The sequence below is a fragment of the Bacillus sp. BHET2 genome (assembly GCF_005938125.1).
In the GTDB taxonomy this organism is placed as follows: Bacteria; Bacillota; Bacilli; order Bacillales; family Bacillaceae_B; genus Rossellomorea.
Window position 1 is genome coordinate 1,325,437 of record NZ_VCQN01000001.1, and the last position, 14,939, is coordinate 1,340,375.

At 41.4% G+C, this 14,939-nt stretch carries 13 protein-coding genes; all 13 read right to left on the minus strand.

Features of this window, described 5'->3' with window-relative positions; genetic code table 11:
* Positions 1 to 12 precede the first annotated feature (12 nt).
* The 13 genes from smc to rpmB all read right to left on the minus strand — a co-directional run bounded on the left by smc (position 13) and on the right by rpmB (position 14,532).
* Entirely contained in the window at positions 13 to 3,579 is a 3,567-nt protein-coding gene (gene smc, locus FGG79_RS06800; protein ID WP_138776962.1) for a chromosome segregation protein SMC, read from the minus strand.
* 11 nt (positions 3,580 to 3,590) lie between these two features.
* Positions 3,591 to 4,337 (minus strand): ribonuclease III, encoded by a 747-nt coding sequence (rnc, locus tag FGG79_RS06805; RefSeq protein WP_138776963.1) that lies wholly within the window; start codon positions 4,335 to 4,337, stop codon positions 3,591 to 3,593.
* A gap of 193 nt (positions 4,338 to 4,530) precedes the next feature.
* Positions 4,531 to 4,764 (minus strand): acyl carrier protein, encoded by a 234-nt coding sequence (gene acpP, locus FGG79_RS06810; protein ID WP_138776964.1) that lies wholly within the window; start codon positions 4,762 to 4,764, stop codon positions 4,531 to 4,533.
* 94 nt (positions 4,765 to 4,858) lie between these two features.
* Positions 4,859 to 5,602 carry a 3-oxoacyl-[acyl-carrier-protein] reductase gene (gene fabG / locus FGG79_RS06815; RefSeq protein ID WP_138776965.1) on the minus strand — a complete coding sequence of 248 codons (744 nt, stop codon included), beginning with the start codon at positions 5,600 to 5,602 and terminating at the stop codon, positions 4,859 to 4,861.
* On the minus strand, positions 5,603 to 6,547 hold the full coding sequence (gene fabD, locus FGG79_RS06820; RefSeq protein ID WP_138776966.1) for an ACP S-malonyltransferase: 945 nt from the start codon (positions 6,545 to 6,547) through the stop codon (positions 5,603 to 5,605).
* A gap of 1 nt (position 6,548) precedes the next feature.
* Positions 6,549 to 7,538, minus strand: a complete 990-nt coding sequence (plsX, locus tag FGG79_RS06825; protein WP_138776967.1) for a phosphate acyltransferase PlsX — start codon at positions 7,536 to 7,538, stop codon at positions 6,549 to 6,551.
* A complete protein-coding gene (gene fapR, locus FGG79_RS06830) occupies positions 7,539 to 8,120 on the minus strand; it encodes a transcription factor FapR (RefSeq protein ID WP_138776968.1) in 582 nt (193 codons plus the stop codon).
* A gap of 92 nt (positions 8,121 to 8,212) precedes the next feature.
* Entirely contained in the window at positions 8,213 to 10,264 is a 2,052-nt protein-coding gene (gene recG / locus FGG79_RS06835) for an ATP-dependent DNA helicase RecG (RefSeq protein WP_481747254.1), read from the minus strand.
* Positions 10,251 to 11,144, minus strand: a complete 894-nt coding sequence (sdaAA, locus tag FGG79_RS06840; protein WP_138776970.1) for an L-serine ammonia-lyase, iron-sulfur-dependent, subunit alpha — start codon at positions 11,142 to 11,144, stop codon at positions 10,251 to 10,253. The genes recG and sdaAA overlap by 14 nt, the downstream gene beginning before the upstream one ends.
* 45 nt (positions 11,145 to 11,189) lie before the next feature.
* Positions 11,190 to 11,852, minus strand: a complete 663-nt coding sequence (gene sdaAB / locus FGG79_RS06845; protein ID WP_138776971.1) for an L-serine ammonia-lyase, iron-sulfur-dependent subunit beta — start codon at positions 11,850 to 11,852, stop codon at positions 11,190 to 11,192.
* A gap of 99 nt (positions 11,853 to 11,951) precedes the next feature.
* A complete protein-coding gene (locus tag FGG79_RS06850) occupies positions 11,952 to 13,616 on the minus strand; it encodes a DAK2 domain-containing protein (protein WP_138776972.1) in 1,665 nt (554 codons plus the stop codon).
* A 15-nt stretch (positions 13,617 to 13,631) separates the two neighbouring features.
* Complete coding sequence (locus FGG79_RS06855) at positions 13,632 to 13,994, minus strand: Asp23/Gls24 family envelope stress response protein (RefSeq protein ID WP_034755738.1); 363 nt, start codon at positions 13,992 to 13,994, stop codon at positions 13,632 to 13,634.
* Between the two features lie 349 nt (positions 13,995 to 14,343).
* The gene (gene rpmB / locus FGG79_RS06860) at positions 14,344 to 14,532 is read right to left on the minus strand and encodes a 50S ribosomal protein L28 (RefSeq protein WP_138776973.1); all 189 of its coding nucleotides are present in this window, start codon (positions 14,530 to 14,532) and stop codon (positions 14,344 to 14,346) included.
* Positions 14,533 to 14,939: the final 407 nt, after the last annotated feature.

The window sequence follows — 14,939 nt, forward strand, 5'->3', positions numbered from 1 at the left end:
ACACCCCGCTCATTAAGTTTCAAGTAATTCCTTTGTTTCTTGTAATCTGACCGATACTAATTTAGACACACCTGATTCCTGCATCGTTACTCCATAAAGCACATGAGCCTCTTCCATCGTGCCCTTACGGTGAGTGATGACGATAAATTGTGTATCGTCACTGAATTTCTTCAAATATTGACTGAACCTCTGTACATTTGCTTCATCGAGGGCAGCCTCGACTTCGTCAAGTATACAAAATGGGACAGGTCTGATCTTCAGAATTGAAAACAATAGAGCGATCGCCGTCAAAGCTCTCTCTCCACCGGACATTAGTCCCAGATTCTGAAGTTTCTTCCCTGGTGGCTGTGCTACTATATCAACCCCGGTATGGAGAATGTCTGAAGGATCTGTAAGCTTCAACTGAGCTCGCCCTCCGCCAAACAATGCTTTAAATACCCCTTCAAATTCCACTTGTATGGCTGTGAAAGTCTGATCAAAGCGTTTGACCATTTCTGTATCCATTTCATTGATGACCAGATAAAGAGTATCCTTGGCTTCTGCTAAATCGTTTTTTTGCTCTACTAGAAACTCGTATCTTTCTTTTACTCGTTCATACTCATCAATAGCTCCCAGATTAACGGTGCCCAGTTCTTCTAAAGCTAATTTGACAAGCTTTACTTTTTTTCTTGCTTCTTCCACCTCTAGCGTCAATGGGTAATCTGCCTTTGCCGCTTCGAAAGAGAGCATATACTCATCACGCAAATGATCAAGTCGATTTTCTAGCTCAACATCCAGGCGATTGATTTTTACTTCTTCATCCCTTAATGCTCCGACAAGCCCTTTGTGCTGACGTTTTAATTCTTTTAACTCAAGCTCTTCGTCTTCAACAGCGTGTTGAAGATTTAAACGCTCGTCCCTCCGCAATGAGATCAGCTTGGTTGTTTCAGCCTTTTGCAGGGCACATTCTTCTGCTTTTTCACCGAGTTGTTCTTCTCCAGAGAAATTATCCTTCATTTCAGTTTGAAGCCATTCTAGATCATCCTGGAGAGCTTCTTTTTGTTTTTTTGTTTCCAGCATAGATTCGTTCATGCGTTTCAACTGCTGGCGACTGTTTACCAATTGCTCGTTCTTAGCGGCTAGATTTGCCTTCATATCACTGATTTCATTCAATAGTGCATCCTTGGAAGTCCGTTCGCTATTTTTCTGAGTAGTGAGTTCGCTGATCTTTTGGTCAAGCTTGGATATCTCTTCTCCAATTTCTTTTAGAGACTCCTCCAGTTCTTTCGTTCTTGAGCTATGTTTTTCTTTTATCGAGGTGAAATCTTTTTTCTCTAAATCATATAATGACAGTCTTTCGTCGAGGTTTTGTTGCGACAGTTCAATTTCACGAAGTTGAGAGAGCAGTTCTTGCTCTTTAAGGCGCAAACGTTCCCCTTTCACCCTCATTTCTTCCAGCTTTTTCTCCCTGAAACCGCACTCTTCTTTGAGTGATTTCACTTGAGATTGAAGCTGTTCAGTCTGATTTTCCATTGCCACGAGCTTTTCTTTCATTTCTTCAAGCTCACCTTTTCTGGAAAGAAGTGAATTCTTCTTCTGCTTCACCGTACCACCTGACATCGAACCGCCAGGATTGACCACATCCCCATCCAATGTAACAAGACGATAGCGGTATTGAATGAGCTTGGCGATTTCATTTGCGCCCTTTAAGTCCTTCGTGATGATGACATTTCCAACCAGATTAGAGATCACCATTTGATAGCGTTCATCATATGAAAGTAAATCAGCTCCTATTCCAATAAAGGAAGCATGCCCTTTCAGCATATTCTTTTGACTATCAGGTATCGATTTTCCCTTGATTACATTCATCGGCAGAAATGTTGCACGTCCATATTGGTTCTTCTTTAGAAAGGCGATGGCTTTTCGACCATCTTCCTCCTTTTCCACAACAATGTGCTGCATGGAAGCAGCGAGAGCGGTTTCCATAGCCGTTTCATATGATTTAGGAACCGAAATCAACTCAGCTACCGCTCCTTTTATACCAGTTAACTGGCCAGTGCGCTCCTTAAGAACCTCTTTTACCCCCTGGAAGAAACCAGAATAATCTTCTTCCATCTCTTCAAGCATTTCTTTACGGGATTTTGCTTGTTGCAGAAATTGATACGCTTGATAAAGTGTTTTTTCTTGTTTTTCATATTTTACTTTTATCGATTCGAGCTTATTTTGTTCCTCTCGATAAAAGAAAATATGCTCATCGATTTGTTCTTTTTGCTCTTGGAGATTTTTCGCCCGCTCTTTGTGGCTCAACTGTAATTCTTCCCGTTGAGTCACATATTTTTCATTTTCTGCTTCCAACCGTCCACTTCGACTGGATTGTTGGTCCAGTTGCTGTTGAAGGTATTGAATTTCATTTTTCGCTGAAGCCTGTTGATTCAGTTTTTCGATGTAATCACTTTTATAAGATTCGATAACATCTTCAATATTTTCATTGTAGTGCTTGAATTGGTCCTGTTTCGTGATGAGTGTTCTTTTCAGGTCTGCCACTTCTGACTCGATTAATGTGAATTCACGTTCTGCCTCATCTTTTTCAGAAGATAACCGGGTAATCTGTTTCTTTGCATCTATTATGAATTGAATTAATTGAGATTCGTTCGTTGATGAATTTTTTTTTCGTTCCACTAACACTTGTTTTCTACCTTCAAGTTTCTCTAACTCTTCGCTGGTAGAAAGGAGCACTTCTTGAAGATTTGAAATCGATTCATCAAGAGCCGCGATTTTATCCCTGGTTTGGGTCAAGAACGCTTCTTTTTTTTGGATATGCATAGATAGAGCTAATTCTTCTTTTCCATGATGTTCAAATTCTTCGCTAAGCTTTTTCCACTGCTTATGTATATCTTCTATGTCATAAACCGTTAAGGCGACCTCGAACTTCTCCAGCTCTTCTTTCCTTTCGAGATAATCCCTGGCCATTGATGATTGAATCTTAAGAGGTTCCACCTGACCTTCTAATTCATGAAGAATATCATTTACTCGATTAAGGTTTTCTTGAGTTTCAAATAATTTATTTTCAGCCTTTTTCTTTCGTGACTTGTACTTTAATACACCAGCAGCCTCTTCAAAAATGGTTCTCCGTTCTTCCGGCTTACTATTCAGGATTTCTTCTACTTTCCCCTGACTGATAATAGAAAATGCTTCTTTACCAAGACCGGAATCCATAAACAATTCAATTATGTCCTTCAACCGACAAGGCTGTTTATTGAGTAAATATTCACTATCACCAGAGCGATATACTCTTCTTGTGACACTGATTTCTGAGTAATCGATGGGAAGAGCTCCGTCCTCGTTATCTAACACGAGGGTCACTTCTGCTATATTCAGGGCTTTTCTCGAATCACTGCCGGCAAATATGACATCTTCCATTTTCGATCCCCGTAAGCTTTTGGCCGATTGCTCCCCAAGTACCCATCTGATTGCGTCGATAATATTGCTTTTCCCGCTGCCGTTTGGTCCAACAACAGCCGTAACTCCCGGGACGAATTCCACGGATATTCTTTCTGCAAAAGATTTAAACCCCATTACTTCTAGTTGTTTGAGGAACATCTTCTTTCCCCCTATTTCGCGTCTAGCTTTTGTTTTAACATTTCTAGCGCCTTCTGTGCAGCTTGTTGTTCCGCCTCTTTCTTGGAACGCCCTTTTCCTACCCCTAGTTCTTCCCCATTTAAACTGACACGGGAAATAAACTGGCGGTTATGGGCGGGGCCGCTTTCTTCTAAGATACTGTATTCAATCATTCCAGCACTGCCCCTTTGGACCAGCTCTTGTAACTGACTCTTATAATCCATCACATGAGAAAAAGCACCGACATTAATTTTTGGATAGACAACCTTCTCTAAGATTGATACGACTGTTTCCAATCCTTGATCTAAATATACCGCTCCAATAAAAGCCTCAAAGACATCTGCGAGTAAAGCAGGTCTCTCTCTGCCACCAGTCATTTCCTCTCCCTTACCAAGGAGAATGAGCTCTCCAAAGTTCAGTTCAATCGAGAACGTAACAAGTGACGGTTCACACACGATCGCTGCCCTTAATTTCGTAAGTTCTCCCTCACTCATCATGGGATATTTCTTAAAAAGAAATTGTGAAACCGTTAATTCCAGCACGGCATCACCTAGAAACTCCAAGCGTTCGTTGTCTTCATAAGGCTTTCTGCGATGCTCATTCACATAGGATGAATGGGTAAAAGCTTGTTTAAGTAGTTTTTCATCTGTAAATTGAATTCCCATTTGATTTTGAAACGTTTTGAACTTTAAATCATTTTTATGTTTCGATGATCCATTATTTCTACTTTGCTTTCGCATAAGGCACTCCACCTTGCTCCATATGTTCTCATAGTTTACTAATCCAGTTTATTCTAAAAAAATCATTTACGCAAAAATTTCTTCAACATTAGGTTAGAACACAAATAAACTTGGTAGAAGTGAGACCTCTACCAAGTTTGAAATGATGTTGAACGAAAGACGGGTTTATACCACCTTTAATTCAAGCTAACGATTAAGCCTTTGCGTTTATGTAGTTCACAGCATCACCTACTGTGCCGATTTTTTCAGCATCATCGTCAGAGATTTCCATGTCGAATTCATCTTCAAGTTCCATAACCAGCTCAACTACATCAAGGGAGTCTGCTCCTAAATCTTCTTTGAAAGAAGCTTCAAGATTTACTTGAGATTCATCTACACCAAGACGATCTACGATAATTTTTGTTACACGATCTAATACTTCTGCCATTTTTGTCACCTCCCCTCAAGTATTATAGAGCATTTTGACCTCTTATGAAAAGAGTATACATGAAAACGTTCAATAAAATATTTATATCATGAAATTACATGACCATTCCACCATCAATATGGAGGGTCTGGCCTGTCATATAAGAAGCTGAATCAGATGCAACGAACGATACTGCTTTCGCAATATCCTGCGGATCCCCAAAACGGCTTAAAGGAATTTGCTTTAACATTTCCGCCCGTACACCCTCAGGAAGCTGATCCGTCATGTCAGTGGAGATAAATCCAGGAGCAATTGCATTCACTGTGATCCCACGAGGAGCCAATTCTCTCGCTGTTGTTTTCGTTAATCCGATTACACCAGATTTAGCAGCCACATAGTTTGCTTGGCCAGGATTTCCACTCACTCCGACAATAGAGGAAATATTGATGATTCTACCACTTCTTTGTTTCATCATCTGACGGGTGACAGCCTTTGTACAGAGGAATACACCTTTTAGATTGATGTTGATGACATCATCCCATTCGGTTTCCTTCATTCTCATTAACAAATTGTCCTTCGTTATTCCAGCATTATTAACTAGAATATCAATTGAACCGAATTGATGAATGGTTTCCTTCACCATTTCTTGAACCGCTTCGCTATCGGATACATTACATTGTAAGGCAATTGCCTCTCTGCCTAAACTCTTGATTTCGTCAACAACTTCATTTGCTTTCGCTTCGCTTCCTGCATAGTTCACTGTAACATTGCAGCCTTTCTTCGCAAGCTCTAGAGCAATTTCTCTTCCAATCCCACGGGACGCTCCCGTTACCAGGGCTACCTTACCTTCTAAATTCATTTAAGCTTCCTCCTTCAACGATTGAATGGTTTGTTCTAAGGATGCTTCATCATGAACAGCATACGTTTTCACTCGTCTATTCACTTTCTTCACCAAACCCGAAAGCACTTTCCCAGGTCCAACTTCGATAAACGTATCCACGCCTAATCCCAACAGTTTCTCAACAGAATCTTCCCATTTAACAGGTGAGTATAATTGTTCGATTAATAAACGCTTGATTTCTTCAGAATCGGTCACAGGTAATGCTGTCACATTCGCCATGACCGGTACAATCGCATCATCTATCGTAATCGAATCTAAGATTGAAATAAACTGTTCTGCAGCAGGTTTCATTAATTGAGAGTGGAATGGCCCACTTACTTGAAGTGGAATGATGCGCTTTGCTCCCTTTTCCTTGGCTAATTCTGATGCAAGCTCCACGCCTTTCATTGTTCCCGAGATAACAATTTGACCTGGGCAGTTTAAGTTTGCGAGGCCGACAGGATGTCCGTCATTCGTAACAAAATCGGTTATTTCCATAAGAGGTTCTCTTGGCATTCCAAGGATAGCTGCCATCGTTCCCTCTCCGCTAGGAACAGCTTCCTCCATAAATTCCCCTCTTTTACGTACGGCATATACGGCATCTTCAAAACGGAGTGCTCCTGCTGCCACCAAAGCAGAATATTCTCCCAGGCTATGTCCTGCAGTATAATCAGCGGTGATGCCTTCTGCTTTTAACCGCTCCAGAATGGCCATGCTCGTTGTTAATAATGCAGGTTGAGCGTTAGTCGTCTGCGTAAGCTCCTCTTGTGGGCCTTCAAAAATAACTCTAGTTAGCTTTGTATCCAGTCTTTCATCCGCTTTTGTGAAGTACGCTTGAACTTCCGGGTGTTTTTCAGCCAATTCCTTTCCCATACCAACTGTTTGTGAACCTTGACCGGGAAAGATGAACGCGATTTTACTCATATTATTCCACACTCCCCTTAATAGCATCTTTAATTGTATGGCAAACATTGTGTTTTACCATTTCCCTCGCTTGCCTCATCCCATTATAAAAGGCCACTTCATTTGAAGAACCATGGGCTTTAATGACCGGTGCCTTTAGACCGAATAATCCCGCTCCTCCGTACTCCGTATAATCAAGCATGCCCTTTAGTTGTTTCAAGTCATTCTTCACCAATCCAGCAGCAATTTTATTCTTTGTTGAAGCTGTAAACGTCTTCTTAAGCATAGAGAATACGGAAAGAGCCGTTCCTTCTATCGTTTTCAGCACCATATTTCCAGTGAACCCATCGGTTACGACAACATCAGCGGGTCCCTCTAGTAAATCACGGGACTCTACATTTCCTACGAAATTGATCGGAACATTCTTTAATAACTGGAATGCTTTCTTCGTTAATTCATTTCCTTTTTTGTCTTCTGTACCGATATTTAACAATCCGATACGAGGATTGTTAATTCCCCTTACCTTTTCTGCATAAATACTACCCATAATGGCATATTGAGCAAGATGCTCGGGTTTTGCATCAACATTGGCACCTAAATCAAGCATAAGAAATCCATTACCATTCAGTGTTGGTAGCGTCGGAGCTAAAGCAGGACGTTCAATCCCTTCTATTCTCCCAACTATAAACAATCCCGCAGTCATAAGGGCACCGGTATTCCCAGCTGAGATACAGGCATCAGCTTCTCCATCTTTAACAGCTTGGGCCATTAGAACCATCGATGCATTCTTCTTTCGTTTCACGGCTCTGACAGGCTCATCTGTAGCCTCAATCACTTCATCAGTATGAACAATCGTCAGGCGATCATCTTGAGTAATGTATTGCTTGATTTGATTTTCATCTCCGTATAATAGAACTTCCATATCGTTATATTCGCTTAAGGCCCGCTTTACACCCAGAACGATTTCTTTAGGGGCATGATCTCCGCCCATTGCATCAACGGCTATTTTCATCTACTCTTCATCCTTTACAGATTTTTTAGAGCGATACATGTCAAATTCACCTGTAAAAACGAGCTCTCCACCGACTAAGCTTTGGACTTCCACCGTTGTTCGGTCCTTTTGATCTTTCGTATGTACCACTTTTGCTTTAGCGACAACCCGTTCCCCTTCTTTGACTGGCCGGGTAAAACGGATAGTTGATTTAGCTGTCAATGCCAGATCGTCATTAATAACAGCGACTGCAAGGGAATTCGCCTGTGCAAATAAGTGATGTCCCCTCGCAATTCCATTTCGAATAAACACATGTTCCCGTTTTACGTCAAAAATGGAAATAGCACTTTGATCTAATTCTATATCAATAATTTCTCCAATAATTTCTTCGATAGGCAAAGATTTCACTTCGTCTTCAAACGATTTCTCTGCAACATATTTTATTCGTTCCCGAAGCTCTGGTATCGACAATTCCATACGGTCCAACCGAATAGTCTGTACGCTCACCCGAAAACGGTCAGCCAATTCCTCATCAGTGATGAAAGGATTTTCTTTTATCGTGTCAGTAAGGTTTCCCTGTCTTTCTTTTTTTGAAAGTCTCAATATTAACACCGTCCAGTATTAGTACTAGGTACTAATAGTAGTATATAATCAAAAAAAGCAGATTGCAAGAAATAATCTCACAATCTGCCTTTCTAGTCCAGCTTCTCTCCCTCTAATACACCCGATTCAGATAAATATAGTCTGAGGGGTTCAAATTCAGGATTTTCCCAAAAATGATCTGATTGAATTAAGCTTGTCGCATCGTCCCTGGCAACTTCTAACGCCCGGTAGTCATGCACCATATCCGCAACCTTAAACTCAGGAAGCCCGCTTTGTTTTCTCCCAAAGAAATCACCTGGTCCCCTTAGCTCAAGGTCTTTTTCACTCAAAACGAAGCCATCATTTGTTTCCGTCATGATTTTCATTCGTTCTTTTCCGACCTCAGTCTTTGGTTCAGCGAGGAGGATACAATACGATTGATGCTCTCCTCGTCCTACCCTTCCTCTCAACTGATGTAATTGAGATAAACCAAATCGCTCAGCGTCGTATATAAGCATAAATGTGGCATTCGGAACATTCACACCAACCTCGACAACAGTAGTAGATACAAGTACTTGAAGGTTATTCGCACTAAACTCTCTCATCACTCCGTCCTTTTCGTCAGGATGAAGTCTCCCGTGCATCAGGCCGACCTTGTACCTTCCCTCAAAGTAATGAAGCATTTGATTATAGACATCAATGGCATTTTGAACATCCAGTTTATCGGACTCTTCGATCAGCGGACAAATCACATAAGCTTGCCTTCCCTGATCTAATTCCTTATCCATAAATGTAAGCACCCGAGATAGCATATCCGCCTTTGCCCAATAGGTTTCAATTGCCTTTCTTCCTGCTGGCATTTGATCGATTATGCTGACATCCATCTCCCCAAACACTGTAATGGCAAGTGTCCTCGGAATCGGAGTCGCTGTCATGAACAACACATCAGGACTTTCCCCTTTTTCCCTTAGAACCCGTCTTTGGTTTACACCGAAACGATGCTGTTCGTCAGTTACTACTAGTCCAAGATGTTTGAATTGAACATCCTGCTGAATAAGAGCATGTGTTCCGATAAGGATATCAATTTCTCCCTCTTGCAACTTCTCCAACAACAGTCTCCTCTTCTTTCCCTTTACCGAACTTGTTAACAAGGCAACCGATACGCCTATAGGGGCAAACAGCTCACTTAGGGAGTTAGCATGCTGTTCTGCTAGGATTTCAGTCGGGACCATTAACGCCCCCTGATACCCGGCTGTCACACTCGAATATAACGCAATAGCCGATACAACCGTTTTCCCCGAACCTACATCTCCTTGTAAAAGACGATTCATCCGATAAGGAGATAACATGTCTGCTGAGATCTCATTCACGACCCGTTTTTGCGCTTCGGTTAGCGGGAACGGCAAAGATTCAACGAATCCCTTCACCTTATCCAAATCATAATGCTGTTGCATGCCTGAAGAGTGTTCTCTTTCAAACTTCCTTAGTGCCTGCATTTTAAGCTGAAACAACAAAAATTCTTCATATACAAATCGTCTTCTTGCCTGCTTCATATCTTCAGTGGAATCAGGAAAGTGGAGATGATACAAAGCTTCCTTTCGGCTAGAAAGCTTATATTTCTCCATTAAGCGTTGAGGAAGGTTTTCTTCGAGCAAATGGTCATAATCCTCGAAAGCCTTTTTAATGAATTTCCGTAGCGTATTATTTTTCACTGAACCTTTCAATGAGTAAACAGGTTCGAAATCTGCCTGTTTACTGTGAGGTCCTGCCTGGAAATACTGTACTGTGATAATCTGCCGGTTTTTATCCCATTTACCTGTTACTGTCACAGTATCATTGAGGTTGATTTTCTTCTTCAAGTAAGGCTGATTAAAAAATACGGCTTGAACTAAATTTCTTCCCACCAATATACGCAGAGTCAAACGGGATTTCTTTCTTCCATAAAACATTAAGGAAGGCTCAGAATGTACTTTACCTTCCACCGTGACACGCTCATCATGGGCTACTTCCTCAAGGTCTCGAAGCCTGTAATCTTCATATCGGTAAGGCAGATATTCTAACAGATCCAGAACTGAATAAATCCCCATTGTATTCAGCTGTAAAGCTATCTCTTCACCTATCCCCTTAATGTTCTGGATCGTTACCGATTCATTATGAGTCTGCACGTTTATTCAGGGAAACCCCAAAAATTTTCGCTTCAAGCTCTCGACCGGTAGGTGTTGCAGCCAGACCCCCTTGAGCTGTTTCACGAAGAGCAACAGGCATTGTTTGCCCGATCTTATACATCGCATCGATTACTTCATCGCATGGGATTCGGCTTGTTATACCAGCGAGTGACATATCCGCTGCGACCATTGCATTGGCAGCCCCCATTGCATTACGCTTCACACACGGCACTTCAACGAGACCCGCAACAGGATCACATACAAGGCCTAACATATTCTTTAAGGTAATCGCCATAGCCTCAGCTGATTGACTTGGCGTTCCTCCTGCCATTTCCACAATCGCAGCAGCAGCCATTCCACTTGCTGAGCCTACTTCGGCTTGACATCCACCTTCTGCACCTGAGATTGATGCGTTATTCGCCACAACAAAGCCAAATGCTCCTGACGCAAATAAAAATCTGATCATTTCATCCTTCGTGGGATTCAGCTTGTTTTTTACGGCAAACAACGTCCCCGGCACCACCCCCGCAGACCCCGCTGTCGGTGTAGCACAAATCGTACCCATTGCTGCATTCACCTCATTTGTCGCTACTGCCTTACTCACTGCATCTAGAATGGTGTCACCACATAGAGAGTGACCCTTTTCTATATATTTCTGTAAAAGCACAGCGTCCCCACCGGTTAGACCTGAATGGGATTTGACACCTTCAAGCCCTCTTGCAACTGCTTGTTCCATTACTTCTAGGTTCTTCTCCATTTGACTGTATACTTCTTCAAATGTTTTCCCTGTAAATTCGATTTCTTGTTCGATCATGATATCAGAAATTTTCTTATTCTGACTCTCAGCAAGTTCAACTAACTCTGCTACATTTCGAAACATTTTAACGACCTCCTAGTATGTAAACGCTATCATTATAGTAGTTGATTAATCGGTAATCCGTGTAACTTGAGTGATATTAGGCAGAGACGTCAATTCAGTAATGACTGCCTCATCAATCGGCTGATCTACTTCAATGGTCATTAATGCCATCTGACCTTTTTCTTTACGAGAAACATCCATATGCCCGATATTCAACTGATGCTTGGCAATGATGTTGGATACGGACGCGATCGCTCCAAATCGGTCATCATGAACAACCAATATCGCTGGATGGTGTCCGGATAGTTTAAGTTCAAATCCGTTCAATTCAATGATTTCAACTTTCCCACCACCAATGGAAATACCGACCAACTCAATTTCACCTTGTTCATCCCCCATACGGATTCGGGCAGTATTAGGGTGGTCCGTAATGGCATCTTCTTCTAAAAACTTAATCTTTATTCCTTTTTTCTTAGCGACATTAACCGATTCAATTATTCGTTCATCATAAGTATCATAATCAAGGATCCCGCCTACGATGGCTACATCTGTTCCGTGACCCTTGTAGGTCTTAGCAAAGGAACCATAAAAAGAAATCGTTGCCCATTTTGGTTCACGTCGAAACAAGGTTCTTGCCATTCTCCCGATTCTGGCAGCACCAGCTGTGTGAGAACTTGAAGGACCAATCATAACAGGACCAATTATATCGAATACACTTTTGTACTTCATTCTATTTTCCCCCTCACGATACGATCCAGTCTATGCATTCATTCTAACATAGTTTAAGGGGACAAACTCTATAATAGAGCTGCCCCCTTCCTTTATTCCTTATTCAACTGAGAATATATAGGAGTAAAGTGGTTGTTTCCCATTATGAATTTCCACTTCTACATCTTCATGATTTTCTTCTACATATTTTCTAAGTGATTGAACATCCTCTTCGTTTACACCTTCACCGTACAGGATGGTCAAGATTTCAGAGTCTTCATCCAACATTCTCTCTAACAGGCTTTGAGCGGACTTCTGACGATCATGGTCAGAGATTACAATCTTACCTTCTGCAATTCCCATAAAGTCATCTTTCGCGATCGAAACTCCATCAATGTTTGTGTCTCTGACAGCAAACGTGATTTGACCAGTTTTCACCTGCTTAGAAGCTTCTGTCATGAAACGCTTGTTGTCTTCAACTGAGGCAGATGGATTAAAGGCAAGTAAAGCAGCCATCCCCTGTGGCACTGTTTTCGTCGGAACGACCGCCACTTCCATTTCAAGAACTTCAGCCGCCTGCTCTGCAGCCATGATGATATTCTTATTGTTAGGCATGATGATGACTTTCTTCGCGTTCACTTCTTCAACAGCTTTCACAATATCTTCCGTACTTGGATTCATCGTTTGTCCACCTTCAATGACTGAAGTGGCACCAATGCTCTTAAATAACTCAGCAATCCCTTCACCCATCGATACAGTCACAACTGCAAAGTCTACTTCCTTTACAGCTGCAGGGGCTTTCGCCTTCACCGGCTTGCTTTCGCCCACGATACTGCTATGTTGCTGTCTCATGTTTTCTATTTTGATAGAAATTAGGCTCCCATATTTATGTCCATACGTCAATACGTCGCCCGGTTGTTCTGAATGGATATGTACTTTAGCTAATTCATCATCACTGATTACAAGCAATGAATCACCAAATCCGCTTAAGTCCTGACGGAAGTCTTCTTCAACAAATGATTGTTTGTCTTCTTCAAATCTGACCATAAACTCTGTACAGTATCCAAATTCAATATCTTCGGTACTCATGAAATCCTGAGCCGTCTTGTGGTGTTCTGCACTGACAAGGTCATTCATCGATGGTAAAGAAGCTTGGTCTGAAACTTTTTCACCTCTCAGCTCTGCCAAAAAGCCTTCATAAACGAATAATAGGCCCTGACCCCCACTATCGACTACTCCCACTTCTTTTAATACAGGAAGTAAATCAGGTGTACGATTTAATGAAGCCTGTGCTTCTTCTACGATTGCCTGCATCACCTTTACGAAATCACTTTCTGTTTCCGCAACAGTTACACCTTGTCTGGCAGCATCTTTCGCAACCGTTAAAATCGTTCCTTCAACAGGTTTCATAACCGCTTTATAAGCTGTTTCAACACCTGTCTGAAGTGCAATGGCAAATTCTGCACTCGATAAGGATTCTTTACCTTCAATGGCTTTACCAAAGCCTCTGAACAATTGGGATAAGATAACACCTGAGTTACCTCTTGCTCCCATCAATAGCCCTTTTGAAAGAGCAGTAGCCACATTTCCAATATGATCTTGAATATGGTTTTGGACTTCCTTAGCACCAGAAGTCATTGATAAATTCATATTTGTTCCAGTATCACCATCAGGAACAGGAAAAACGTTAAGCGCATCCACCAACTGCGCATTGGCAGATAATTTGGTGGCACCTTGTATCACCATTTGGGCAAAACGTTTTCCTTCCAAAGATGTAATCGACACGAATCTTCCTCCTCACTACGGGTTCGTAACACGAACCCCCTGCACAAAAATATTTACTGAATCTACCGCCAAGCCGACGGTCTTATCAAGAGTATATTTAACCTTGGATTGTACATTATGAGCAATCTCAGAAATTTTTGTACCATAACTCACAATAATATACATATCGATATGTACTTCCTCTTCATCTTGACGAACAATCACTCCGCGAGTGAAATTTTCTTTACGTAAGATATCTGTGAAACCGTCTTTAATTTGGTTCTTTGAAGCCATTCCAACAATTCCGTAGCAATCCACCGCTGCACCTCCAGCAATCATTGCAATGACATCATTCGTAATATCAATTTGTCCGTACTGCGTTTTTAATTCGATGGACATGGAATGTTTTCCCCCTTTAATTACATGCTTGGCTAAAAACATTTTACTATAAGTATGGTGTTTTTGAAAGCTAAACTATTATCTCTCCGTGATTTGTTGGGTATATCCTCTATTTTTTCCTTATAATTCAAAGATTAATCATTGAATCTCTGGAATAAAAACCTTCGCTGGGTATAAGATTGATTAATAGATCGCATGCCAGTAAGGTAATAAAGCGTTTACCCATAGCACCTAGGCAATGGTTTGTGATGGTGGAAAGAAGCAAGTCCCATGGTAGAAGACAAAAAACTTTGTTAAAAGAGCCTAGAAAAAAGACGCCTAGTAACTAGACGTCTTCTCATTTTAAGTATTATACGCGTTCAACTTTACCAGATTTCAACGCTCTTGCAGAAACCCATACTTTTTTAGGCTTTCCGTCTACAAGAATTCGAACTTTTTGCAGGTTTGCACCCCAAGTACGCTTGGTCGCATTCATTGCGTGAGAGCGAGCGTTACCTGAGCTAGCTTTACGGCCTGTTACTACGCATTGTTTTGCCATAATATATTCCCTCCTCACTAACAAGAAGCTGAAGTTAATTTCAGTTCTACATTTCACTTATTATCATAAAGATACTTTAATAATTTATCACACAACTTTCTATAATGCAATACTACATTTAAAACCTTTCAAGAAAAATTACTTTACACCAAGAAAAGCGGAGGCGGCTTGGTCAGAGTCGACAAGCATAAGGCGAATCAACCGGAAAGGCGTTCTTTGCCTTTTTGGTTGATTTGACTTATGACCTCGAGCCTCTAGCCGCCGGAGCTAGCCTCGGTCACAATTTGGCCCAATAAACTCTGAATGTGGCCCGAATATCAGTAAAAGTGGCTCAATACAACCTAAAAGTGGCCCAATTATCAGTGAAAGTGGCCCAATAATACCTAAAAAAATCAAAATATTGCTTT